We start from the raw sequence: 23380 nt of genomic DNA on the forward strand, positions 1-23380 counted from the left end.
GCTACATTACCGCCTTTATCTTTATCTGCCCGTCGGACAGGGTGCGTATGATCAGTTTTTCGCTGGTTGGATATATGGCCTGTATATCCATATCCTTTATAGTTACATCCGAGTGTATGTTATTGCCCAGATCGCGGCTTAATTCGCCTTGCAATTTAGCTTTGTTTTGGGTAATAAATGAAGAGAAGTTATAAACAGCCTTCTCGCGTATCATCTCAGTTATCCTGGCGTTGAACATCCATTTCGCCGCCTTCAGTATCCACGCCCTGGTTTGCAGATCGAAGGTAAGATCAGGGAACGACAGCTCGTGCGTGGCTGCATTATAGGTTGGTGTGCCCACCAGGTAAACGGTACCGGTGTTTGATCCGGTAAAATCAACCTGCATCACTATTTTTTTGCCTATACCATAAACTTTGGTAGCAGCAACAACAAAATGCTTACCCTCTGCATCCATTTGCTGCCCAACTACCTGCTGGTTTACTATGGTGGTGAGGTGGTCGTAATTTTCTAGCAGATCGAGATAAATATTAAAGCCGTTAGCCGGGGTATAGGCCGATAAATTTGGCAGCGGCTTTGGCGGCGACGGGTTGCTCATCACAGTTACCACCGGTTTTGCCGATAGGCCCACCGAAAAATTAAGCTGCGAACCGTTTAAACTAAAATTGCTCAGGCGCACGCTTTGCGGGTTAATGTTCAGGTAGCCGATATCGCTCAGTTTAATTTCGGTGGCTATGTTTTTCCATAGCTGATCAACCATCGGCCTTACGTTATAGGTAGCAATGCGGGCATCCACCTGCTTGCCCAGGTCGTTAAGCGGGCCGCTGATGTACTGGATCAGGCGGTCGGTAATGTCAATATTGCCCATGAGCACGTTACACCTGTCGATAGGATTTGGGGCCGGGTATAAAATAGTTTTGGACCGTAAGTGGTAATCGGGCGTTACGTTAATGGTGGATTGGTAGAAGATCTCCATCCTGCGCGGCGGCTCAGCCCCCATACCGCATTGCGCCGAAACTACCGGCACAATACACTGCTGCGCACCTAAAAATGTGGTACACTTGGCACAATACGATACCGTGAAACCATAGCTGCCGGTAAATTTCAGGTTCACCACATTGTTGCTGCCCGTAATAGCAAATGGAGTACGGGTAAACACATAGTTATAGCGCAATCCCTCGCAGGGCTGCTGGTTATCCGAATATTTATTGGGCACCGAATTTTCGGCCTGTACAAAATAGCTTTTCAGTTCAGCGGTAACGGGCACTTCCACGTTTGATACAGGCTGAACTATCTTAGGAATATCAACCCCGGCATCAGTTGGCGCGGGTGGTTTTACTACGGCGCAGGAATAAAAAACCAGGGAAATTGTACAAACGGCGAGGAGTTGGGGTATTTTAAACTTCATATAGGGCGGGCATTTTTTGCCCGTGTATTAGCAATTAATTATGCGGGGTTAATTGGCAGCTAAAATAAGGATTTGAACCGGGATTGGAGGGATTTTGAGGATTTATAGGATGTGATTTTTAAATAAATCCCGTCATGCTGAACTTGTTTCAGCATCCCACCTGCTGGGTAGCCAGGTATCTTGATTACAAAATTATGTTGGGCGTTTCCCTGCGGGCCGCGCTGTACGCTCATACGGCTGCAGGCCTTAGGCGCGGGGCCGGTATCCGCTGCCATCGCTAACATATTTAGTCTGAACCTTGATTAAACGGATTTAAGGATTGGCTTGATTGGAACTTCATTTGCACACGCGGCACTCGTGCGCCATCCTTTAGGTAAAAGTGCGCAAAAAATATTTTATTAAAATCTCAATAATTTTTAGTATTTTCATAAAACCTTTAAACCAAAAATGAGATCATTTTTCACAATAATGTTGTCTGCCTTTCTTTTTCATGCAAGTGCACAAAATACCTATAACAATAAAATAGGCGAGGTAAAAGAACTAAAAATCTATGGAAGTGATGCAAAAATAGTAATTGGAAAAATTATTGTAAACGAAACTTTAGAAACTAAATTGTATCTCATTAATTCGACTCAATTAAAAGACGATTCTAATTATTATGTTACTAAATTCAACTTCGGAAACAATCAATCAGTTGCTCTATTTGGAGCAAAAATTACTATGAAGTTCAATAAGCCTGTTTTGTTTGTAAATTTTGGAGGATTTTCTACGGCAACGGCAATGGGCTTTGGCATTTCAGCAGATAAAACATCTTATGTATTTAAAGCTCAACAAATAAATAGAGACCCAGACAATCACGTTATAATAACATTTATTATAAAAAGCAAAGAGAGAATTACGACTGAGGTTTCGGGAGTAGATGGCATTTTATCTATTGCTCAATAAGAGTACCAACATCTCTCATTTTATTATTAAAGATTTTTTTAACCGGCATATTTTTTGAATTTCTTATTATTCCGAAATCTTTCAATAAGCTATCTTGAAATTTCCTTGTGCTATCTTTAGAATTATTAAAGGAGACTGTTAGGTGTATTATACCTTTTTCTAAGCTATCAATCTTTAATTTATTTGTCTTTTTGTAACTAATTTCAGATTGTTGACTATCGTTATCTTTAACAATTTTAAAAACACCCAAGCCAAACAAACAAAAAACAATAATAAATATTAAACACCTATACCAGTTTGGTTTTTTAATTTGCTGAGATTTTTTCAGATAAAATTCTATTGTAATTGGTAGTGTTGTCAAAACTATTCCTAAAGCATAGAATATTATATTGATTACAAGATCACACATAATAATTTCTTTTTCGTGTCCGATTTAGGTTTATTCGCTTATTCAAATCTAAACTAATCTGTTGAATTTATAAATTCTATGTCGAAAATTCATTTCATCATAATATCTGTCCCTAGCTCCCGCAAGCGTCCCGCTTGTGGTTAATCAATTTAAAACAATTTCCCCATAAATATTATTAGGGTATTAAACTAATTATCAACCCTATATGAAAATAATATTTACAATAATGCTGCTTTTCAGCGGCGTGTGTTTGTTTGCGCAGGGCACTAATGTAGGGCCTAATATTACTAAGGCATTTATATCGCATGGGGCGGATAAACCCAAGGCCGGTAAGGATACGGTTATTGAGTCGGATACCTCAAAGGAGAACAAGGAGCCTCGGTATTTCTATCTATCGGCTAACACGGATGTATTTGTGAATGCCAGAGGTGGCGTGGCAAAAAGATTCTCACCGGCGGTGGAGTTCGGGCGTACCTATGGTATTTTTGATATCGGACTGGCTACTGGCCGCACCAATTCGCTCAGTTCGGGTAGCGACACTACACGGTATATCGAGTTCAGGCCTACTATAAACATCTTCTCCAAAGGTCGTTTTGCTGAAGCGCTTTGCCTGGGTGGCGGCTACCTGTTTAAAGCCAAACAAGGTTTAATGACGGAGATCTGTAACAGCATCAACTTTAATATATCCGAAACGGTGGCCGTCGCGGTTACACAGGGCTATTACTTTTTCGATGGTACAAACAGCAGTCGCAGTACACAGTATATGGGTTTCGCGTTCACTTATAACTTCCTGCATCCGCATAGCGTTAATAAGCAGCGCAAAAAGGCGGCTATAGTTAGCGATAATTGAGCCCCCAGCCCCTAAAGGGGGGCATTTAGCACGATAGAGATCCCCGCTGTTCGACCCTCTGACTTCGAACCACTATACCAGTAGTTTCAAAACATTCCACTGGAGCTGTTGCTATATGCGCAAACAGTATGTGTGATAGTCTTGAGCAATTAAACATGATACTCCAGCCAAAAGTATCATTGGAGGGGATACATTTTTATTAACTATTAAGGTGTGCCACTTTGTGCCAAGTGTGCCGGGTGTTTCATGCGTTCGGTGGCACAGTGGGCAGTTATTGCGGAAGATGGCTTACCACCCGTCATCCTGAACTTGTTTCAGGATCTCACAGCACAAGTCGACTGTATGGCGGTTGCTTAGCGCGTGGGGTGCTGAAACAAGTTCAGCATGACTGTGTGGAATGTATAACGCAACACACCCCTAACCCCGAACTGAAACTTTCTTAAATAGTTATAGCCGCCTTCACCAAATACGGCAGTATTTCTTTTTGGAATGATACGAAGTTCTTGCGTACATCGGAGTCGCTTACGGAGGTAAAGGCAAAGCTGAATACGATACTTTTGCTACATTTCACCAAAAAACGCAGCTTTTGCAGGTAGGCATCGTGCTTGCGGATACCGTTCAGCTGTGAGAATGCGTATACCAGCAATTCCTCCAGCTCATTGGATAAATTCTTGAGGAAAGCCTGCGAGTTAGCCGATTCACGGATGAAATCCCAGCCGATAAATTCGTTACAAATGGTGTACGATAGGCGACAGGTTTTCATGATGAGGTTGTTCAGCTGCTCCTCCTCACCCATATCGGGCGTATTGGTGTGGATCAGTTCATCAACACTCACTTTAATATAGTCCATCAGCAAGGCATGTAAAACCGCTTCCTTACTATCAAAATATTTGTAGATGGTTGCTTTGGCTATTTTAGCCTTTTTGGCAATCTCGTTAACGCTGGTTTTATGATAACCGAATTTGCGGAATAGTTCCTGTGCCGCCCGCTTTATACTATCTTTAATTTTGTCGGCTTCCATTTAATAATTTTGAATAATGATGTTATATCCGGAGTCAACAAATACACTATATGCCTTTAACGATTGTGTAGCCGGCGCTTTTACAGGGGTGCCGTCATATAAAGAGAACTTTGATCCGCTGCAGGGGTCGGTCGCGGTCAAATCTCCACTATCAATAGTTATCGCGCATCTTTTTTCAGGCTGATAACTACTGCAACGGTCATAGGCCACATAAGCGCCATCGGCCCTGTGGTATACTACTATGCCTGCTACCCCACCACTAATATTTATGGCAACACCTACACCTCTTAACGCGCTAAACTGCGGACTCAACAACGAACCCTGGATATAGACTGCAACATCAGGTATAGGATCACTGTTTTTACCACATGACAGGCAAACAATGGCCATTAATAGTATAAGGTAGCTCTTTTTCATATGATCTCGGTTTGAAACTGCTTTAAGAAACGAACATCGTTCTCAGAAAACAAACGCAAATCACGTATAACATATTTTAAGTTAGCAATTCTTTCAATTCCCATACCAAAGGCAAAGCCGGTATATTTCTTACTGTCGATGCCGCAATTCTCCAATACATTAGGGTCAACCATGCCGCAGCCTAATATCTCAACCCAGCCAGTGTATTTGCACATGTTGCAGCCAGCCCCCTTGCAAATAGTACAAGAGACATCCATCTCTGCCGATGGCTCGGTGAACGGGAAGTATGACGGCCTGAAACGCACTTTAGTGCCCTCGCCGTACAACTCCTGCACAAAGTGGTAAAGTGTTTGTTTCAAATCGGCAAATGATACGTTCTCATCTACATACAAACCCTCAACCTGGTGAAAGAAGCAATGCGCGCGTGCCGATATAGCCTCGTTACGGTAAACCCTGCCCGGCATTATCGCACGGAACGGTGGTTTCCCACTCTCCATCATCCTTACCTGTACCGATGAGGTATGTGTACGCAGGGCAATATCGTCCTTGCCGCTATTTTTCTTAATGAAGAAGGTATCCTGCATATCACGTGCCGGGTGTTCTTCTGGGAAGTTCAACGCCGAGAAGTTATGCCAGTCGTCCTCAATCTCAGGGCCTTCAGCAACCACGAAACCTAAGCGTTTATAAATATCGATGATCTCATTGCGTACCAGCGAAAGCGGGTGGCGTGAGCCTATATTGAAGCCATCACCGGGTAGTGTTAAGTCTTTATCTAAGTCCTGAGTCTGAGGCCCTGAGTCTAAAGCCTCTTTCAGCTCAGTATATTTAGCTTCGGCCAGTTGTTTAAACTGGTTAAGCACTTTACCGAATGTGCGCTTCTCTTCCGGACCAACAGTCTTAAACTCCTCGAACAGATCCTTTATGATACCCTTGGTACCTAAAAATTTTACACGAAAAGTTTCCAGTTCATCAGCATTTGCCGGTGAAAAGGCGTTGATCTCAGCAGTATATTGGTCTATTTTTTCTTGCATTATGTAGCAAATTAACAATTTATTTCAAAACTCCCAGCTCCTTACCCACCTTGCTGAACGCAGCGATAGCTTTATCCAGGTGAGCAGTTTCGTGCGCGGCAGATATTTGCACCCTTATACGGGCCTTACCCTGTGGTACAACCGGGTAATAAAAACCGATAACGTAGATACCTTCATCCAGCATTTTAGCGGCAAACTCCTGGGCCAGCTTGGCATCATACAGCATAACCGGCACTATAGGGTGTACACCCGGTTTTATGTCGAATCCTGCTTCCGTCATTTTTTGGCGGAAATATTGGGTGTTTTTCTCCAGCTTATCGCGCAGGTCGGTAGTTTCACTCAGCATGTTCAGCACCGCTATTGATGCACCTGTAATTGCCGGGGCAAGCGTGTTTGAGAACAGGTACGGACGTGAGCGCTGGCGCAGCATATCAATGATCTCCTTACGGCCCGATGTAAAACCACCAGATGCGCCACCCAAAGCCTTGCCTAATGTACCGGTAATGATATCTATCATACCCATTACATTGTGATACTCATGTGTACCACGGCCTGTTTTACCCATAAAGCCAGAGCAATGGCTCTCATCAATCATCACCAAAGCCTTATATTTTTCGGCCAGTTCGCAAATTTTATCAAGCTGGGCGATGGTTCCATCCATTGAGAATGCGCCATCAGTAACAATAATACGGTGACGGCAGCCTGCAGTTAATTTTAGCTTTTCTTCCAGGTCGGCCATATCATCGTGCTTGTAGCGCTGGCGCTGTGCCTTGCATAAACGCACGCCGTCAATAATAGAGGCGTGGTTTAATTCATCAGAAATGATAGCATCCTGATCATTAAACAATGGCTCAAATACACCACCATTGGCATCAAATGCGGCGGCATAAAGTATGGTATCCTCCGTGCCTAAAAACTCGGCTATTTTAGCTTCAAGTTCTTTATGGATATCCTGCGTACCGCAGATGAACCTTACGGATGACAATCCATAACCATGCGTATCCATAACTGCTTTTGCAGCTTCAATAACTTTTTTATTGCCTGAAAGGCCCAAATAGTTGTTGGCACAAAAGTTTATTACTTCCTTACCACCTTGTACGGTGATGTCAGCACCCTGTGCCGAAGTTATAATTCTTTCCTTTTTGTATAAGCCAGCTGCTTCAATATCTGCAAGCTCCTGCTGCAATACCGGTTTTAGTGTATCGTACATGGTCAGTTAATTTGAGCTGGCAAAATTAAGCATTAACAGGCAAACGGTTAACTTAAATTTCATCATTAAAATATATTGATGCCCGTATGAAACATTTTAGCTGTAAAAAGTATTTATAAGTATCCTATGTTGAGACACTTACTGCTTATTTTCACGCTATTTATTGCTATTTCAGCTTCAGCCCAGCAATATGCTTTATCGGGGCGTATTACCGATCAGCAAAACCATGCCGTTGAGTTTGCATCTATTTATATCAAAAACTCTACTTACGGCACCACTGCAAATGAAAGTGGCCGTTACCAGTTTAAACTAAATCCGGGTACTTATAGCGTTATCTATCGTTTTGTAGGCTATAAGGAACGTATAGAAAGTGTAACCATTACCGACCATGATGAAGTGCGCAATATTACTATGGAAAATGAAGTGTTTAAGCTTGGTACAGTACAAATACAAGGCAAACATGTAAAAGATACTGCCGCCGATGATATTATGCGGCAGGTTATAGCCAAACGCGAATTTTATTTGAACGAGGTTAATGAATACTCCTGCGCGGTATATATTAAAGGGGTACAAAGATTATTAAGGGCTCCTAAAAAATTAATGGGTAAAACTGTACAAGAAAAACTTGACCTTGATTCTTTGGGCCGCGGTATATTATTCCAGGCTGAATCATTTTCAACTTTAAGCATTCAGCAGCCTAACAAAATAAGGGAAGAAACCATAGCATCTAAAACCGTAGGGCTAAACCCAACATTCAACTATACCAAAGCATCAGATCTGAATGTAAACTTTTACAAGAATATATTTTCCATACCTGGATTAAGTAATCACGGCTTTCTTTCGCCTGTGGCAAGTAATGCTTTTAATCTTTACAGATATAAACTGATAGGCCGCACAACTGAAAATGGCCATATTATAGATCAGATCCGGGTTATTCCCCGTCACGACCATACCCCCACTTTTAAAGGCAGCATTTATATACTGGAAGGCGATTGGCGCCTATATAGCATCGACCTTTACCTGACCAAAAAAGACAATGGCCTCAATTTTATTGATACCATGAAGGTTAGCCAGCAATACATCCCGATAAAGGATAATATCTGGCAGCTGGTTTCATCGCAATATAGTTTTTCTGGTACAGTACTGGGTTTTGTTTTCGGTGGTTATTATAACAGCATCTACAACAACTATAACCTCGACCCTAAATTCCCCGATGGATACTTTACCGGCGAAATATTAAAGTTTGATACGGCGGCAACAACCAAGAGTGCAGATTATTGGAATGCTAACCGCCCGGTACCGCTTACCTTACAGGAGGCAAAAGATTTAAATGAAAAGGACAGCCTGGCCAGCGTAAAGCGAACAAAGGGTTATCTTGATTCATTCCAACATTCCAACAACAGGTTCCTGCCCATTCCGTATACAATATTCGGACATACTTCCAGCTATAAAAATGGGACCGATTCGGTATATCTCTATCCTTTCATCAATACGCTTTATTATAATACGGTTGAAGGTTATGGGCTAAACCTGCAGGCCCGGTATACGCATAAGATCAATGATCTGCAATCCTATGATTTTACACCAGAGCTGCGCTATGGCGTTGCCAATAAAATGTTTACGGCCAACGTAAATGGCGAATACAATTACGATCCTTTTCATAATGCCAAATTCTTCGGAGGCTTCGGCAGCGCTATCCTCGATTTAAATAATGTAGGTACGCGTTCGTTATACTTTAACACGTTGAGTACCCTACTCAGCGAGCGTAATTATGTCAAATATTACAAATCAGAATATGGCGACATCGGTTATCAGCGCGAAATAGCCAACGGGGTTTTATGGACAGCCAGCTTAACCTATGCCAATCGCATCCAACTGTTTAACACCTCATTTAATCATATAAATACTTTTAATGGCAGGTCGTATACATCAAACAACCCATTATTGCCCAATGCTCCGGCCGACGATAAATCAATATTGTTTCCAGAGAACAAGGCATTAACTTTTAATACATCGTTCAGGCTAACTTTCGATCAGCAATATATTACCCGCCCAACTGGCAGGATCGACGTGCCTTCAAAATACCCGGTTGTAACAGTTGATTACCGCCAGGGTATTAATAGCCTGGGATCTGATGTTAAGTATAATTTCGTATCCCTAAATGTAGCCCAGAACCGGATACCGATAGGCCTTATCGGCTATTCGGCATTCAGTTTAACCGCGGGTGATTTCTTTAATCGCGATAAGCTGTATTTTATGGATTACAATCACTTTTTAGGTAACCAGGGTACCACTTTCGACCCTACCTATGTAGGCAGTTTTCACTTTTTACCTTTCTATACTTTTAGCACCGATCAGGCTTTTCTTGAAGCTCATTACCAGCATAATTTTTCAGGCACGATATTGAATAACCTCGACTTTTTACGCGACCTTAAACTGGAAGAGATCATAGGTGCCAACTTTCTTACCGAAAAGAATAATCGCGATTACTCCGAGTTTTACGTAGGCATACAACGCTTCATTTTCAGGATTGATTACGGTATCGCCTTTGAAGGCAACAAAAAATACATGCAGGGATTCAAGCTCTATTACGGGATCAAGTAATCTTAGTCGGGAAGACGGAAAGTCCGCCTAAGTCCGGAAGTTGTCTGTCAGTGTCATAAATTCCAACTTTCGGACTTCCCGACTTTTCAGACTTTCGGACTTCTCAAAAAAATCACTAAATTTGCACCTCATTTAACACTGTTTGCAGCAGTATCAATGATTGTATGGAAAAATATAACACACTACTATACTATTGTTATTCAACAATAGCTGATGCGGAGCAATTTGCTGCCGATCATTTAAATTTTTGTAAATCTTTGGGGTTAACAGGCCGTATTATTGTGGCTGAAGAAGGGCTTAACGGCACCGTTTCAGGCACAGCTGAGGCATGTAGGCAATACATGGATACGGTACACGCCGACCCGCGTTTTGCAGGTATTGATTTTAAAGTTGATGAGGTTGATACCCCATCATTTGTTAAAATGCATGTACGCTATAAATCGGAGATAGTACACTCGGGTTTACGCAACCCGGAAATTATCGACCCAAAAAGCAAAACCGGCAAGCACCTTAATCCAAAGGAATTTATGGAGATGAAGGACCGCGATGATGTGGTGGTGCTTGATGTACGCTCAAATTATGAGCATAACCTGGGTAAATTCAAGAATGCCATAACACTCGACATCGAGAATTTCCGCGATTTCCCGGCCATGATCAATGAGTTGGCACAGTACAAGGATAAAAAGATACTCACCTATTGCACCGGCGGCATCAAATGCGAAAAAGCATCGGCCCTGCTATTGCATGAAGGCTTTCCCGAAGTTTACCAACTGCATGGCGGCATTATAAAATATGGCAAGGAAGCCGGCGGTAAGGATTTTGAAGGCAAATGTTATGTGTTTGATGGCCGCTTGTCGGTTGATGTAAACTCCGTTAACCCGGTTGTAATTTCAAAATGCCTTAACTGCGGCACCATTACCGATAAAATGATCAACTGTGCCAACCCCGAGTGCAATGAGCATTTTACCCAGTGTGATGCCTGCGGCGAAGCGATGGAAGGCTGCTGCAGCGATGCCTGCAAAACGCATCCTCGCAAGCGTGTTTATGATGGCACAGGGTATTATGTAAAAGTACCGCAACCCGTTAACACCGACAAAAAAGGATTAAAGCTGCAATATTAAGGATCTTAATTTTTTTGTCATTTCGACGAGGAACGAGGAGAAACTATCTCTTGAGCAGGATAGTGCCTGGCTTGTGCGAGCGAAAAATCTTCTACTGTAGATCTAACATGTGCAAAAGATTTCTCGCTATCGCTCGAAATGACATTGCTTTTTAGAATTTATAGCACAACGCCTTTATTTAAAATAATATATATTTACGCATATCAACCGGGATGATTTACCGTTAACCCTAGTATTATGCGTAAAAAAATATTGATGCCCTTTTTGCTGTGCTTTATAAGCGTGGCAATACCTGTTTTAGTAAAGGCGCAAGCCACGGCTACTTATGACCGGGGAAACTTCATAGCCAAAGGTGACACCCTGCCCTACCGTATCCTGTTTCCGCTGAATTTCGATCCGGCTAAAAAATATCCTGTACTTTTTGTGCTGCATGGTGCAGGCGAACGCGGCAATGATAACCAGGCACAACTCATACATGGCGGCGACCTGTTTTTAAAGGGCCAGGTACGCCAGCAATACCCGGCGATAGTGATCTTTCCGCAATGCCCTAAAGACGGCTTTTGGAGTAATGTAAAGGTAAAAACAGATTCAAGCAGCTTTACATTTACTTTTCAAACTGATGCCCCGCCAACCAAAGCAATGCATGCTTTAATGGCTTTTATAGATGATTTTCTGGATAAGCCTTATGCAGATAAACACCACGTTTATGTTGGAGGTCTGTCGATGGGTGGCATGGGCACCTTTGAGATCATTGGCCGCGAGCCCAAGATATTTGCCGCGGCATTTGCTATTTGCGGCGGCGATAACACACTAAACGCTAAAAAATATGCTAAGAAAGTCCCGTTATGGATCTTCCATGGTGCTAAAGACAAAACCGTATCACCCGATCATTCACAGGTAATGGTTGATGCCATTAAAGCGGCTGGCGGCGATCCTAAATTTACTCTATACCCCAATGATGACCATGATAGCTGGACCGATGCCTTCGCCGAACCGGAGTTATTGCCGTGGTTGTTTTCGCATAGCAAGTAGATATTAATTATCTCTATTGTCATTGCGAGGAGGAACGACGCGGCAACCTCGTCGCTTGCATATCGAACGCGACGAGGTTGCCGCGCTATCGCTCGCAATGACATTTTTTTATTCTCTATCATTGAGTCTGTCACAAATGATTTTTCCCCGTGTCTATTGTAGTATAAAAACTGCCTTGGCACATAAATATGAAAAATCTTATCCTTGCCCTATTACTTATTACCATAAGCCTGCAATTACATGCGCAAAACAAGCCCATTGCCACCTTACCATTTGAGCTAAAAAGCGATAATCGCATCTACATAAAGTGCCGCGTTAACCAGTCGGATACCTTAACTTTTTTGTTTGATACCGGTGCAGGCGCCATGGTTATTAATGAAAGCATCTTAGGCAAAAAGCTGAACCTGGTTTTAGATTCCACAGCCAATAATATGGGTTCAAATGGTGAAAGCAAGGTAAAGAAAAGCACTCACAACAAGCTCTCCTTTGGCAATATTGATATTGACAGCGTTACCTACCTGGCTATTCCATACGGAGATGCTCCTTTCGATGGCGTATTTGGAAATAACCTTATGAAGAAATATGTCATCGAAATAAACTATCATAAAAAGCGCATATACTTTTATAACAGTAAGGATTATGTTTTAAGTGCTAAAGCCTATGATAAATTCCAACTGAAATTTACACTGGATGTGCCTACAATAGATGCTTCTTTATTTATCGACAGCGCACAAATAAAGGGGACATTTGAAATGGATACGGGTGGCGACAGCGGCCTTATCATTTCCGACTATTTTTCGAAAAACAACCATATCGCGCAAAAATTAAAACAAGTGGCCACAGCTGAGTCAACGGGATCCGACGGTGTAAAAACAGGAGTTTCAATAGTTATAATGCCTGAAGTTACGCTGGGTACAAAAAGTTTTTACCGGATACCGGCCCTATTGTCCGGGGCGCAATCGGGTGTATTGGGTAGCCAGCAATTGGCGGGTATTTTTGGGAATGCCTTTCTTAAACGCTTCGACATGATACTGGATCTTCAGCATAACCAACTCTTCTTAAAGCCTAACGATTATCTGTACACTCCTTATTATGAGTTTTTGGTAAAGTAAGCTTAACAGCCCTTAAAACTCATTGTCATCACTTTTAGCGCAAGTCTTGTGTGTTGGAGTAGAGTAAATGGCTGACTTGTGCTTCTTAAATTTATCACAAGTCATCATCACACAAACAGCCGCACAAGACTTGCGCTAAAAACGGGTGTCATGGAGAAAAAGCCCCCTCACTCTCGTTCAGGCTGACAATCTTTTTTTAAAAATCTTTGTAAGGTTCTTCCTACCTTTCCGACTAACATCACCAGATCAACTTATACATAAGTTTTAAAATGAGCACTGAAAGCTATCTATTAGACCCGCACAAATGGGTTAAAGCTTACGCCGATTATCTGTATGCCTACGCCATAAGGCGCATCAGCAATGAGGAACTGGCAAAGGACCTGGTACAGGAAACTTTTTTAGCCGCACTTGAAAAAGCAGATAATTTTGAAGGCAAAAGCTCCGAACGCACCTGGCTCACTGCCATTTTAAAAAATAAGATCATTGATGTTTACCGCAAAAAATCATCCGGCTTAACTAAGGATGTGCAGCAGGCGGAACATGAGCAGCAGGATTTTTTTGAAAGTGACGGTCACTGGAGTCCGGCCCACAGGCCGTTGGAATTTGGCATTGAAGACAAGGACCACCTGGGCAACAAGGAGTTTAATGCCATTTTACAAAAGTGCCTGCAAAAGTTGCCGGCATTGTGGATGTCGGTTTTTACCATGAAGCATATTGATGATGAGGAAACCACGCTTATTTGTACGGAGCTGAAGGTGTCTCCATCAAATTTTTGGGTGATCATTCATCGTACTAAATTAAACCTGCGGGCTTGTTTGCAAAAGAACTGGTAATAAAATTTGGATTATGGGCTATTTAAGGAAAATTCAGTATAACTGTAAACAGGCTACTTTTCTTATCGAAAAGAAAATGATCCGCAGACTCACCTTTCGCGAGATGATTGAGCTGCGCATTCACCTGGCGGGATGTTCGGTATGTGTGTTATATGGCAAGCAAAGCCGCATTATTAACCAAATGGTGCAAGAGCTTTTCCGCAGCTCTATGAAACCCGAAATACGGCTCGACGATAACTTTAAAAAAGAGTTACAGGAGCGTATTGAAGAGGAGTTGAACAAACATTAAAATATTTTGTAAGGATTACAAAACCCGCCCGACTAAACATGTGATTATTAAAAATTAAAAAGAATCACATGAAAACGAACGTAAAAAAATCTATCCTGTCTGCTGCATTTATCGCAGGCATATTTTCTATCTGTTTAACTGCTAATGCAGCTTCTGTACTTAAATCAGCAAACACTGTTGCTGTAAGTGATACCGGTAAAATGGGCAAAAGCAAAATGTCAAAAGACAGCAAAATGAGCAAGGGTAAAATGTCAAGCGATAAAATGGCTACCGACAAGATGAGTAAAAGCAAAATGTCCGCCGATAAGATGAGCAGCGACAAGATGTCGAAAAGCAAAATGAGCAAAGGCAAAATGTCAAAAGACTCAAGTAAAATGTAAACCCCTTTATGCTGCCGCGAGTTTAGCGTAGCTAAACCCGCGGTAGCAATCTAATTTTTATTTACTCTTCCGCATTTATCAACAACTCCCCATCAACCAGCCCTTCCAGCTCCTGCGGGTTATGGCTTACTATTAGTACGGTCATTTTCAATTCAGCAAACAATAATTTCAGCTCAGCAATCAGTGCCGATTTCATTTTAGGATCAAGCGCCGAAAAGGGTTCATCCATCAATAATAGCTTGGGCCTAATGGCTATGGCACGCAAAATTGCCAGTCGCTGTTGCTGCCCGCCGGATAGGTATTCCGGTTTATGATCGCTTAATGTTTCCAGCTTGCCTATTTTTAACAATCGCTGTATCCATTGCGCATCATTACTGGCATATTCCAAATGCTCCTGAACCGTCATATTGGGGAACAGCGCATAATTTTGAAATACAAACCCCACCAGCCGTTTTTGTGGTGATAGAGATATTTTGGATGAAGTATTTAGCCAGGTAACTCCATCAACAGTAATACCTCCTTTTTCAGGCACAACCAACCCGGCTATGATCTTTAAAAATGTGGTTTTACCTGCACCCGATGGACCGTAGATCTTGGTGATACTGCTATCGGCAAACTGATGGTCAATTTTTAACCATTGCTGCCCGCTGTAAGCCTTTAGCTTTTTTTCAATGTTGATACTGATCATTCCAGCGGGCTTTTAGCCTGGGCTTTGTTAAAAATAAATACACCTATCACCATTACAAAAGTGATGGTGAACAGTATAAGCGAGTAAACATTGGCAGCGCTGTAATCCATATTCTCAACAGAATCATATACCGCAATGGATGCAACCCGGGTAACATTGGGGATGTTGCCGCCTATCATCAGCACCACACCAAACTCGCCCAACGTATGCGCAAAGGTGAGCACCATAGCCGTTAATAACGATGGTTTTATATTGGGCAGCAGCACACGCAAAAATGTTTCCCGCTCGCTTTTACCTAAAGTATACGATGCCTGTGCCAATGATTGCGGCAGTTGCTGCAAGGCTGATTTTATGGGCCCGATCATAAACGGCATACTGTAAATTACCGATGCCAGCACCAATCCCTGGAATGAAAACACAAACTGGATATTGAAGGTATTGAGCAGCCACTTACCCACCCCATGCTGCGGACTAAACGCTATCAGCAAATAAAACCCCAGTACCGATGGCGGCAGCACCAATGGCATGGTGATAATAGCCTCCAGTATTATTTTAAAGATCGATCGCCCTTTTGATAACCACCAGGCCAGCGGTAAGCCAACCAGTAGCAACAGCAAAGTGGTAATGCTTGCCAGTCTTAACGTAAGCCAAATGGGTGACAGATCCATTAACCGATAGTATTTTTGGCTGTATTATTGCACATAATAGCCATATTCCTTAAATATACGCTTAGCCTCGGCGCTTAAAATATATTGGTAAAATTTTTCGGCATTGGCATTGCCCTGAGCATGTTTTAATATTACCATCCCCTGCTCTATGGGTGAGTATGTTTTAGGGTCGATAACTTTATAGTAAAGGGTAGTTTTTGAGTCCTTTATTAGCGCCTGTGTAGTAAAACCCACATCAACCGAGCCGGTAGTGATATAGGTATTTACCTGCGATATGCTTTCGCCATAAACGGCTTTGCTCTTTATTTCGCTCAGTATGCCTTTTTTCTGTAATGATTCCTCGGCAGCTTTGCCGTAAGGGGCGATAGTGGGATTAGCTATGGCAATTTTCTTTACTCTTCCAGTCAGTAACAAGCGTTCCCAGTTCTCAAAGCCCAGGTTTTGTGTACTGCAAATAATTAAACTGCCCGATGCATATACCACCGGCTTTTGCAATGTAAAGCCATCAGCAAATAAATTTTTAGGGAAGCTCATATCAGCAGATAAAAAAACATCAAAGGGCGCACCGTTCTTAATCTGCGCCACCAGGTTGCCCGATGAACCTACAATAGGATCAATCCCTATACCTGTTTTTTTAGTAAAATCATCACCCAAAACTTTTATAATACCCTGCAGGTTAGCGGCAGTTGCCACCTTTAAATTTTGCGCGAATGAAGAGGCGGAGATCAGCAGCAAAGCAAATAAAATGCTGAGCCTGCTTATAAATTTTTGTTTAAATAATATATTGTTTTTCATAGATGCTGTTTCCTGAATCAAGTGTCAGGAATCAAGACCAAGATAAGGGAATCAACGCAAAAATCAACTATCATATATGTGTTTTAGCTATTTCCTGACCCCTGATTCTTTATTCATGACTCTTTAATAACAATCTGCAACAATTATGTTACTATTCATTTAATAAACTATTTCTTATAATCTTTGTCTATAATAATATCAGATTGATAAATAATAAATGAAACCCATAAATACAGTTAAAATATTTTTTTATTTAGCTGTTTTGCTATTCGTGGCAAAGCCATTTATGGGCTATAGTATTTTTTATGTCGATCACCAGGTTACACAACCCGGTAACATACTGGTTAAAATATTTTCGCAACGTAAACCTGAAGATTTGGAGGATGCTAAAATTGTAGCAGCCGATATCCATCATAAACTGACTAATCCACCTGTATTATTATCCATAATGGCATTGCTTGGGCTTCTGTTCCCGGCGTTATATAAACGTGCCATTGATATTAATAACAGCTTTATAAATAATATGAACGTCGCTTTAGTGCCCGTTCACCAGCCCTATTTCCTCAGCGGCAAGCTTACTATTTGATCTTATTCTTCCCTTTTAATCATCGCCACGCGATGATCCCTGAATTAGTTTAACCTATCCGGGTAACTTATTCTCACATCTTATATTTCATTTAATTAATTCTTAAAATCAAATGTTAAGTTTAAAAAGATGCATGTGCATTTTGCTTTTGCTGATAACAGCAGCGGCTCATGCACAGCAATCACCGGCGCCTGTTACCTTAAAACAGTTGCTGAACAGCGTTAACCAAAAAGCACCCACGTTGCTTACCGATTCCGCAGCCATCGCTATTCGCCAGGCCCAGGCCGCCGAAGTACGGAACAATTGGCTGCCCGATCTTACCCTTAATTACCAGGCTGATATTGGTACAGCAAACAATGTAACCGGGCCATATTTTGGTTTCGGCATTGTGCCCTCAAGTTCAGGTGGTATCCATACTACCAGCGTTACTACCACCATGTCCGATAATTTAGGCATTGCTGCTTTTAACTGGGAAGTGTACAACTTTGGTAAATACGGCGCCCAAAACAAGGTAGCCAATTCTGATGTACAAGTACAACAAAGTCAGTTTACTGAGTCTAAATACGATCTGCAGGCTTATACCATTAATTATTATTTACAACTGGTTCGCTTGCAGAATTTCCTGGGTATCCAGCTCCGCAACATCGAGCGCACGCAGGAGATCAGGCGGTCTATTGAATCGCTGGCAAAAAGCGGCGTACGCGCCGGGATTGATACCAGCATAGCCGAAGCCGAGCTGTCAAAAGCGCGGTTAAACTATATAGAGCTGAACAACCAGTTAAAACATGTGCAATTACAGTTATCAGCTGTAAGCGGTTTTAACTACCAGGCGATAGTACCTGATACCACCGTTGAACTAACGCTGATCAATGAGCCTACTGCTTATTTATTTCCGGCGGATACGGCCAATCATCCTATCATCAATTACTATAAATCTGTTTATCAAAACAGCCTGCAAAGGGAGAACCTGGTTAAAAAATCATACAACCCCAAAATTTCATTACAGGCTGCTGCCTGGGCCCGCGGCTCAAGTGTTGATGCCGAGGGGAATTACAATGATCTGGGCAGTGGTTATGGATTCGACAGGAGTAATTACCTGGTGGGTATAGGCATATCTTATAATCTATTTGATCTGCGGCGCAGACAATTAAAGCTGCGTACCCAAAGGGCAAGTACTGATTATGCCATGCAAAAGCTGTCGGAGCAAAAAGAATTGCTCGCAGTTAGCGCTAACCAGGCCGATGTTGAAATGCAAACTGCTTTGGATCGCCTAAAGGAAATTCCCAAACAATTAAAGGCAGCAAATGATGGTTACCGGCAAAAGCTATCCCTCTATAAAAACGGCTTAACCGATATTATAGAGCTGGACGCCGCGCTCAACATTCTTTACCGCGCTGAAACAGATTATATGCAGGCAAAATACGATTATGCCAACGCGCTGTTCCAGAAAGCGATAACCGAGAACCAGGTAACTTCTGTTTTAAACTATTTAAAATAATCAAATTATGTCAATGGTCACATCCGCACTCAAAAGGCCCATCACCGTTGTGGTGATTACCATGAGCCTTTTAATATTTGCAGTGCTCAGTGCAATAAATATACCGATAGATATATTTCCGAAGCTTAATCTTCCTACAATATATGTTATCGAATCATACGGCGGTATGTCGCCGCAGCAAATGGAGGGCTTTTTTGCCACCGGTTTGCAAAACCAGTTTTTGTATGTTGATGGTGTAAAAAACATCAGCAGTAAAAGTATACAAGGCTTAACCATAGTAAAAATATCATTTTACGAAAGCACCAATATGGCCGAAGCCTCGGCACAGGTAGCCTTGCAGGTTAACCGGGCGCAGAGCTTCTTCCCTCCCGGTGCACTGCCTCCGCAGGTTATCCGGTACGATGCTTCATCATTACCCGTTGGGGAGTTGGTGCTGGATAGTAAATCTGAAAATCTGAAGGATATTTATGATTTAGCTGCCACCCGCATCAGGCCCATGTTTGCTACCATTCCGGGCCTGTCGGCACCGCCGCCATTTGGTTCCAATGCACGTTCAATTATCCTGAGTGTTGATCCGGATAAACTCCGCAGCTTTAACCTTACGCCCGATGAAGTGGTTGACGCGCTGGCAAAATTCAACGTAATGTCACCGTCAGGTAATCTAAGGGTAGGCAGCATGATGTACCTCACTACCATGAACTCGCTGATCACTAACTCGGAGAGCTTTGGTAATATCCCCGTGATAACCAAAAATGGCGTGCCTATTTATGTAAAGGATATAGCACGTGTTACTGATGCTGCCGATATCACAGTAGATTATGCACTCATCAACGGCAAGCGCTCTGTTTATATCCCGATAGTAAAAACAGCTTCCGCATCAACCTGGAGCGTGGTGCAGGATTTGAAAAGCAAACTGCCCGAAATGCAGAACCTGTTGCCGAATGATGTGAAGATCTCTTATGAGTTCGACCAGTCGGTTTTCGTGGTAAATGCTGTAAAAAGCTTGATGACCGAAGGCAGCTTAGGCGCTTTGCTTACCGGCCTGATGGTACTGCTCTTCCTCCGCGACTGGCGCAGCAGTTTAATTGTGGTGATCACTATCCCGGTTTCTATATTGATCGGCGTATTGCTGCTCAGTTTATTCGGGCAAACCATCAATATTATGACCTTGAGCGGTTTAGCGCTGGCAATCGGCATCCTGGTCGATCAGGCTACGGTAACCATCGAGAACATCCACCAGCATTTGGAAATGGGTAAATCAAAACGGCTGGCTATTTATGATGCCTGCGAGGAGATCTCGTTCCCGCTATTACTGATATTATTGTGTATCCTGGCCGTATTCGCGCCATCATTTATGATGAATGGTGTACCAAAGGCGATGTTTCTGCCGCTATCGATGTCTATCGGTTTAACCATGATCGTATCATATGTACTGGCGCAAACCCTGGTTCCAATTTTAAGTAACTGGATGATAAAAGCCGAGCGTTACCAGCATGGCCATCATGGGCAGATCCACGCGCACGCAGGTGAAGCTTTAGACAGGCAGGAAGAAATCCAGATCAATGAACACCGGCAGGCAGAAACTGAGCATCCGGCGGATAATGATTTCTTTGAAAAAGTAAAATCGCGCTTTATCATCATCATCAATGCCTTAATGCCGCGTAAAAAGGTGATCATACTGGTTTACCTGTTTTCGGTAATCATACTTGCAGGTATTGGCTTTGTGGTGATAGGTAAGGACATGATGCCCAAATTAAACAATGGCGAATTCCAGATACGGCTTAAAGAACCTGTAGGCACAAGGCTCGAAGTAACCGAAGATAAATTTAAGCAGGTGCTATCCATCATCAATAAAACTGTGAATAACCATGTTAAGATCACATCCGGCTATATTGGTTTGGTGCCCAGCAGTTTTGGTAGCAGTAACCTGTATGTGTTTAACACCGGCACGCACGAGGCCGTTTTACAGGTGAACCTTGATGAGGATTACAAAATAAACATGGATGAGCTGAAGGACGCCCTGCGCAAAAATATAGCGCATGAGCTGCCCGAAATGACCATCACCTTTGAGCCTATCGACATGACCGAAAAGATCATGAGCCAGGGTGCTAACACCCCGATAGAGGTACAGGTTGCCGGTAAGGATATGCAGCAGATTGAAGGTTATGCCAACAAGGTTTTAGCCAAGCTAAAAAAGATCCCTTACCTGCGAGATGTGCAGATAAACCAGCCGCTGAATTATCCTGTAATTGCTATAACGCTCGACAGGTTGAAAGTTGCACAATTGGGCCTGAACGTAAGCGATGTTGCCCGATCCGTAACAGCCAGTACTTCATCAAGCCGCTTTACATTAAAAAACTTGTGGCTCGATCAGAACAACTCCTATACCTACCAGGTACAGGCGCAGATCCCGGAATATATCATGAACTCCATGGATGAGTTAAAGGAAATACCGCTGGTAAAAGGTCAGAGCAGCCCTACCCTTGCCGATGTTGCCACCTTTAAACAAACAACCGCTCCCGGTGAGTATGACCGTACCGGCCCGCGTCGTTTTATTACGGTAAGCGCCAACATCTATAAAATGGATTTGGGTACGGCAACCAGCGATGTGCAAAAAGCATTGAAAACAGTGGGCACACCACCCAAAGGCTTAATCGCGACCATCGGCGGTATGTCAGATTTATTAACCGATACCTTAAACAGTTTACAAAACGGCCTGGGCTTTGCCATCCTGGTGATATTCTTATTGCTGGCAGCTAATTACCAGTCGTTTAAATTATCGCTTACCGTATTGGTTACTATACCGGCGGTAATATTGGGATCTATAACAGCCTTATTGTTAACCGGCTCAACATTAAACCTGCAATCCTACATGGGTATGATCATGTCCACCGGGGTATCTGTTGCTAACGCGATATTAATTGTTACCAATGGCGAAAGCTTGCGATTAGAGTTTAAAGACGCTACAAAGGCGGCAATCACCAGTGCATCAGTAAGGTTAAGGCCAATACTCATGACCAGCTTTGCCATGATAGCGGGTATGATCCCGATGGCATCAGGCATGGGCGAGGCCGGCGAGCAATCGGCACCATTGGGCCGCGCGGTTATCGGCGGTTTATTTGCCTCAACACTGGCAGCATTATTCATATTACCACTGGTATTTGCATGGGTTCAAAACAAAACTACTTATGACGAACCATCATTAATGCCGGAAGAAAAAACATCCATAGAAAATTTAAATACATCACATCATGAAATATAGATTTTGTCTATTAATAGTTATTTGCTTATTTTTTGCTGCCTGTGGTGGCAATCAAAAGCCCGTTGACCTAAGCGGTGAAAAAACGCAGAATGCAACCAAATACCAGTTGGGTACGGTATCAGAAGAAGCACTATCGAGCTCGGCAAAACTGCCGGGGCAATTGGTTCCGTTTAACAATGTTAACCTTTTCCCGAAAGTAAATGGCTTTGTAAAAGAACTATTTGTTGACCGCGGTTCTGTTGTAAAACAGGGTCAGTTATTAGCCGTGTTAGAAGCACCTGAAATGGAATCGCAATTACAGGCTGCAAATTCGCGCTATTTACAGGCAGAAGAAAATGCTACTGCCAGCAAAGAAAAATATGCACGTTTAAAAGAAGCCGCTAAAGAACCCGGCTCTGTATCACCATTAGACCTGGATGATGCCTCATCAAAAATGAAAGCAGACCAGGCCATGGCACAATCCGAACATTCAAACGTGGAATCAGTAAGAACAATGCAAGGCTACCTGCGTATATACGCGCCGTTTGATGGGATGATCATCGAACGTAATGTTTCCCCAGGGGCATTGGTATCACCGGGCAAGGCTACGGATCAGCCAATGTTTATTTTGCAGGATATCCACAAAATGCGCCTGACAGTTGATATACCGGAGGATTATGTAGATAAGGTTGACCTTACCCAGCCGGTAACCTTCACCTTTAATGCCATGCCGGGTACACCTTACACCGCTAAGATCAGCCGTTCGGCAAACGCGCTGGGCAGCATGCGCTCAGAGGCCATTGAAATTGATGTGCAAAACAAAAACGGCCAGCTAAAACCCGGCATGTATGCCGAGGTGCAAATCCCAATGGTATCGGGCGCAAAATCATTACTGGTGCCAAACAATGCCATCATACGCTCAACCGAACATGAGTATGTAATAGCGGTAAACGATGGTAAAGCCAACTTAGTTAACGTAAAAGAAGGCCTTGCCAGCAGCGATTCAACCGAAGTATTCGGCAATTTAAAAGCAGGTGATAAAATCGTACTACACGGCAATGATGAGATCAAGCAGGGAGATAGTATAAATTAAGAGCTGAGTTTTATTGTTTTTTGTTTTACTAACCAGGCGGCCCCATAAGGGCCGTTTGGTTTTTAGAAGGATTTTTTTTAAAACCTCTTTCCGCCGCAGGCGAAGAGAGGGTGGTCGGGCGAAGCAAAGACCGGGTGAGTCGGCGGAGCGCG

The 23380-nt window shown here is 42.8% G+C and carries 23 protein-coding genes; 14 read left to right on the forward strand and 9 right to left on the reverse strand.

From position 1 onward, the window contains the following. Position 1: 1 nt before the first annotated feature. Complete coding sequence (locus BLU33_RS21175) at positions 2 to 1405, reverse strand: DUF4403 family protein (RefSeq protein ID WP_091377944.1); 1404 nt, start codon at positions 1403 to 1405, stop codon at positions 2 to 4. 134 nt (positions 1406 to 1539) lie between these two features. Between BLU33_RS21175 and BLU33_RS25240 the strand changes: the two genes are divergently transcribed. Next, positions 1540 to 1686 (forward strand): hypothetical protein, encoded by a 147-nt coding sequence (locus BLU33_RS25240; protein WP_157682303.1) that lies wholly within the window; start codon positions 1540 to 1542, stop codon positions 1684 to 1686. Positions 1687 to 1852: 166 nt separating this feature from the next. After that, positions 1853 to 2350 carry a hypothetical protein gene (locus BLU33_RS21185; protein ID WP_157682305.1) on the forward strand — a complete coding sequence of 166 codons (498 nt, stop codon included), beginning with the start codon at positions 1853 to 1855 and terminating at the stop codon, positions 2348 to 2350. Here BLU33_RS21185 and BLU33_RS21190 read toward each other — a convergent pair. After that, positions 2337 to 2759 (reverse strand): hypothetical protein, encoded by a 423-nt coding sequence (locus tag BLU33_RS21190; RefSeq protein WP_091377954.1) that lies wholly within the window; start codon positions 2757 to 2759, stop codon positions 2337 to 2339. The genes BLU33_RS21185 and BLU33_RS21190 overlap by 14 nt on opposite strands. 205 nt (positions 2760 to 2964) lie before the next feature. Between BLU33_RS21190 and BLU33_RS21195 the strand changes: the two genes are divergently transcribed. Next, positions 2965 to 3609 (forward strand): hypothetical protein, encoded by a 645-nt coding sequence (locus BLU33_RS21195; RefSeq protein ID WP_157682307.1) that lies wholly within the window; start codon positions 2965 to 2967, stop codon positions 3607 to 3609. 439 nt (positions 3610 to 4048) lie between these two features. Here the strand turns inward: BLU33_RS21195 and BLU33_RS21200 are convergent, their stop codons facing one another. The 4 genes from BLU33_RS21200 to kbl are packed head-to-tail and all read right to left on the reverse strand — an operon-like array spanning position 4049 to position 7288. After that, entirely contained in the window at positions 4049 to 4630 is a 582-nt protein-coding gene (locus tag BLU33_RS21200) for a TetR/AcrR family transcriptional regulator (RefSeq protein ID WP_091377959.1), read from the reverse strand. Then, the gene (locus BLU33_RS21205) at positions 4631 to 5047 is read right to left on the reverse strand and encodes a Rieske (2Fe-2S) protein (protein WP_091377964.1); all 417 of its coding nucleotides are present in this window, start codon (positions 5045 to 5047) and stop codon (positions 4631 to 4633) included. Next, positions 5044 to 6078, reverse strand: a complete 1035-nt coding sequence (gene pheS, locus BLU33_RS21210) for a phenylalanine--tRNA ligase subunit alpha (protein ID WP_172829279.1) — start codon at positions 6076 to 6078, stop codon at positions 5044 to 5046. The genes BLU33_RS21205 and pheS overlap by 4 nt, the downstream gene beginning before the upstream one ends. A 19-nt stretch (positions 6079 to 6097) precedes the next feature. Then, positions 6098 to 7288, reverse strand: coding sequence for a glycine C-acetyltransferase (gene kbl, locus BLU33_RS21215; protein ID WP_091377967.1), 1191 nt, complete (start codon positions 7286 to 7288; stop codon positions 6098 to 6100). Between the two features lie 126 nt (positions 7289 to 7414). Here kbl and BLU33_RS21220 point away from each other — a divergent pair, with 126 nt between their 5' ends. The 7 genes from BLU33_RS21220 to BLU33_RS21250 all read left to right on the forward strand — a co-directional run bounded on the left by BLU33_RS21220 (position 7415) and on the right by BLU33_RS21250 (position 14659). Next, positions 7415 to 9892 carry a DUF5686 and carboxypeptidase regulatory-like domain-containing protein gene (locus BLU33_RS21220; protein ID WP_091377970.1) on the forward strand — a complete coding sequence of 826 codons (2478 nt, stop codon included), beginning with the start codon at positions 7415 to 7417 and terminating at the stop codon, positions 9890 to 9892. Positions 9893 to 10056: 164 nt separating this feature from the next. Continuing rightward, entirely contained in the window at positions 10057 to 11013 is a 957-nt protein-coding gene (gene trhO / locus BLU33_RS21225; protein ID WP_091377972.1) for an oxygen-dependent tRNA uridine(34) hydroxylase TrhO, read from the forward strand. A 237-nt stretch (positions 11014 to 11250) separates the two neighbouring features. After that, the gene (locus tag BLU33_RS21230; RefSeq protein WP_091377975.1) at positions 11251 to 12045 is read left to right on the forward strand and encodes a carboxylesterase family protein; all 795 of its coding nucleotides are present in this window, start codon (positions 11251 to 11253) and stop codon (positions 12043 to 12045) included. A gap of 188 nt (positions 12046 to 12233) precedes the next feature. After that, on the forward strand, positions 12234 to 13157 hold the full coding sequence (locus tag BLU33_RS21235; protein WP_091377978.1) for a retropepsin-like aspartic protease: 924 nt from the start codon (positions 12234 to 12236) through the stop codon (positions 13155 to 13157). 269 nt (positions 13158 to 13426) lie between these two features. After that, positions 13427 to 13990, forward strand: a complete 564-nt coding sequence (locus BLU33_RS21240; protein ID WP_091377982.1) for a sigma-70 family RNA polymerase sigma factor — start codon at positions 13427 to 13429, stop codon at positions 13988 to 13990. A 13-nt stretch (positions 13991 to 14003) separates the two neighbouring features. After that, positions 14004 to 14279: a hypothetical protein gene (locus tag BLU33_RS21245; RefSeq protein WP_091377985.1), complete on the forward strand. Its 276-nt coding sequence runs from the start codon at positions 14004 to 14006 to the stop codon at positions 14277 to 14279. A gap of 68 nt (positions 14280 to 14347) precedes the next feature. Beyond that, a complete protein-coding gene (locus BLU33_RS21250) occupies positions 14348 to 14659 on the forward strand; it encodes a hypothetical protein (RefSeq protein ID WP_091377988.1) in 312 nt (103 codons plus the stop codon). Between the two features lie 61 nt (positions 14660 to 14720). Here BLU33_RS21250 and BLU33_RS21255 read toward each other — a convergent pair whose 3' ends face one another. From BLU33_RS21255 to modA, 3 genes are read right to left on the reverse strand one after another with little or no spacing between them, the layout of a single operon-like run. After that, the gene (locus tag BLU33_RS21255) at positions 14721 to 15347 is read right to left on the reverse strand and encodes an ATP-binding cassette domain-containing protein (RefSeq protein ID WP_091377990.1); all 627 of its coding nucleotides are present in this window, start codon (positions 15345 to 15347) and stop codon (positions 14721 to 14723) included. After that, positions 15344 to 16015, reverse strand: coding sequence for a molybdate ABC transporter permease subunit (gene modB, locus BLU33_RS21260; protein WP_091377993.1), 672 nt, complete (start codon positions 16013 to 16015; stop codon positions 15344 to 15346). Before modB ends, BLU33_RS21255 begins: the two co-directional genes overlap by 4 nt. Before the next feature lie 24 nt (positions 16016 to 16039). After that, entirely contained in the window at positions 16040 to 16810 is a 771-nt protein-coding gene (gene modA / locus BLU33_RS21265; RefSeq protein ID WP_091377995.1) for a molybdate ABC transporter substrate-binding protein, read from the reverse strand. Between the two features lie 217 nt (positions 16811 to 17027). On the opposite strand from modA, the gene BLU33_RS21270 reads away from it, so the two are divergent. From BLU33_RS21270 to BLU33_RS21285, 4 genes are all read left to right on the forward strand, one after another. After that, positions 17028 to 17396, forward strand: coding sequence for a hypothetical protein (locus tag BLU33_RS21270; protein ID WP_091377997.1), 369 nt, complete (start codon positions 17028 to 17030; stop codon positions 17394 to 17396). 133 nt (positions 17397 to 17529) lie between these two features. Beyond that, complete coding sequence (locus BLU33_RS21275; protein ID WP_232009341.1) at positions 17530 to 18894, forward strand: TolC family protein; 1365 nt, start codon at positions 17530 to 17532, stop codon at positions 18892 to 18894. A gap of 7 nt (positions 18895 to 18901) precedes the next feature. Continuing rightward, positions 18902 to 22156 carry an efflux RND transporter permease subunit gene (locus BLU33_RS21280; protein ID WP_091378002.1) on the forward strand — a complete coding sequence of 1085 codons (3255 nt, stop codon included), beginning with the start codon at positions 18902 to 18904 and terminating at the stop codon, positions 22154 to 22156. Continuing rightward, positions 22146 to 23228, forward strand: coding sequence for an efflux RND transporter periplasmic adaptor subunit (locus tag BLU33_RS21285; RefSeq protein WP_091378005.1), 1083 nt, complete (start codon positions 22146 to 22148; stop codon positions 23226 to 23228). The genes BLU33_RS21280 and BLU33_RS21285 overlap by 11 nt, the downstream gene beginning before the upstream one ends. Positions 23229 to 23380 lie beyond the last annotated feature (152 nt).

The sequence above is a fragment of the Mucilaginibacter mallensis genome (genome assembly GCF_900105165.1).
Taxonomy (GTDB): domain Bacteria; phylum Bacteroidota; class Bacteroidia; order Sphingobacteriales; family Sphingobacteriaceae; genus Mucilaginibacter; species Mucilaginibacter mallensis.

Coding starts and splice junctions, on each gene's coding strand:
- BLU33_RS21175 (WP_091377944.1), bottom strand. CDS start 1,405: ATGAAGTTTAAAATACCCCAACTCCTCGCCGTTTGTACAATTTCCCTG.
- BLU33_RS25240 (WP_157682303.1), top strand. CDS start 1,540: ATGCTGAACTTGTTTCAGCATCCCACCTGCTGGGTAGCCAGGTATCTT.
- BLU33_RS21185 (WP_157682305.1), top strand. CDS start 1,853: ATGAGATCATTTTTCACAATAATGTTGTCTGCCTTTCTTTTTCATGCA.
- BLU33_RS21190 (WP_091377954.1), bottom strand. CDS start 2,759: ATGTGTGATCTTGTAATCAATATAATATTCTATGCTTTAGGAATAGTT.
- BLU33_RS21195 (WP_157682307.1), top strand. CDS start 2,965: ATGAAAATAATATTTACAATAATGCTGCTTTTCAGCGGCGTGTGTTTG.
- BLU33_RS21200 (WP_091377959.1), bottom strand. CDS start 4,630: ATGGAAGCCGACAAAATTAAAGATAGTATAAAGCGGGCGGCACAGGAA.
- BLU33_RS21205 (WP_091377964.1), bottom strand. CDS start 5,047: ATGAAAAAGAGCTACCTTATACTATTAATGGCCATTGTTTGCCTGTCA.
- pheS (WP_172829279.1), bottom strand. CDS start 6,078: ATGCAAGAAAAAATAGACCAATATACTGCTGAGATCAACGCCTTTTCA.
- kbl (WP_091377967.1), bottom strand. CDS start 7,288: ATGTACGATACACTAAAACCGGTATTGCAGCAGGAGCTTGCAGATATT.
- BLU33_RS21220 (WP_091377970.1), top strand. CDS start 7,415: ATGTTGAGACACTTACTGCTTATTTTCACGCTATTTATTGCTATTTCA.
- trhO (WP_091377972.1), top strand. CDS start 10,057: ATGGAAAAATATAACACACTACTATACTATTGTTATTCAACAATAGCT.
- BLU33_RS21230 (WP_091377975.1), top strand. CDS start 11,251: ATGCGTAAAAAAATATTGATGCCCTTTTTGCTGTGCTTTATAAGCGTG.
- BLU33_RS21235 (WP_091377978.1), top strand. CDS start 12,234: ATGAAAAATCTTATCCTTGCCCTATTACTTATTACCATAAGCCTGCAA.
- BLU33_RS21240 (WP_091377982.1), top strand. CDS start 13,427: ATGAGCACTGAAAGCTATCTATTAGACCCGCACAAATGGGTTAAAGCT.
- BLU33_RS21245 (WP_091377985.1), top strand. CDS start 14,004: ATGGGCTATTTAAGGAAAATTCAGTATAACTGTAAACAGGCTACTTTT.
- BLU33_RS21250 (WP_091377988.1), top strand. CDS start 14,348: ATGAAAACGAACGTAAAAAAATCTATCCTGTCTGCTGCATTTATCGCA.
- BLU33_RS21255 (WP_091377990.1), bottom strand. CDS start 15,347: ATGATCAGTATCAACATTGAAAAAAAGCTAAAGGCTTACAGCGGGCAG.
- modB (WP_091377993.1), bottom strand. CDS start 16,015: ATGGATCTGTCACCCATTTGGCTTACGTTAAGACTGGCAAGCATTACC.
- modA (WP_091377995.1), bottom strand. CDS start 16,810: ATGAAAAACAATATATTATTTAAACAAAAATTTATAAGCAGGCTCAGC.
- BLU33_RS21270 (WP_091377997.1), top strand. CDS start 17,028: ATGAAACCCATAAATACAGTTAAAATATTTTTTTATTTAGCTGTTTTG.
- BLU33_RS21275 (WP_232009341.1), top strand. CDS start 17,530: ATGTGCATTTTGCTTTTGCTGATAACAGCAGCGGCTCATGCACAGCAA.
- BLU33_RS21280 (WP_091378002.1), top strand. CDS start 18,902: ATGTCAATGGTCACATCCGCACTCAAAAGGCCCATCACCGTTGTGGTG.
- BLU33_RS21285 (WP_091378005.1), top strand. CDS start 22,146: ATGAAATATAGATTTTGTCTATTAATAGTTATTTGCTTATTTTTTGCT.